The organism is Bowmanella yangjiangensis, from assembly GCF_017255015.1.
GTDB classification, from domain to species: domain Bacteria; phylum Pseudomonadota; class Gammaproteobacteria; order Enterobacterales; family Alteromonadaceae; genus Bowmanella; species Bowmanella yangjiangensis.
Genome location: NZ_JAFKCS010000866.1, coordinates 1 through 296 on the forward strand (window position 1 = coordinate 1; position 296 = coordinate 296).

The following is a 296-nucleotide window of genomic DNA, read 5'->3' on the forward strand; positions in this document are numbered from 1 at the left end:
CAAAATACCGCAGTGGAACGGAGCCCGGAGGAGGTGCGCGAAGGGCTTCGCGTGAGCCTTTCCAACCTGGGCAAGAGCATGTCGGCGAGCGCCGAGAAGAACAAGGACATCGATGACAGCGACCTGCCCAGGGCGATCAAGGACCTGCTGAAGATGATCCGTGAGCTGCGCGCGCAGATCGCCGAGAAACAGGCGCAGATCGAGGCGCTGATGAGCGATCAGAGCCTCGATCCGGAGGCGAAGCGCCAGCAACTGGAAGGGCTGCAAAGCGAGCTGGCGTCACTCAACGGCGCCCT

1 protein-coding gene is annotated in these 296 nt (G+C 62.8%); it reads left to right on the plus strand.

Annotated features, from left to right (window positions below):
• On the plus strand, nt 1-296 hold a 296-nt coding region (locus J0A65_RS27010; RefSeq protein WP_416135350.1), incomplete at both ends, for a hypothetical protein.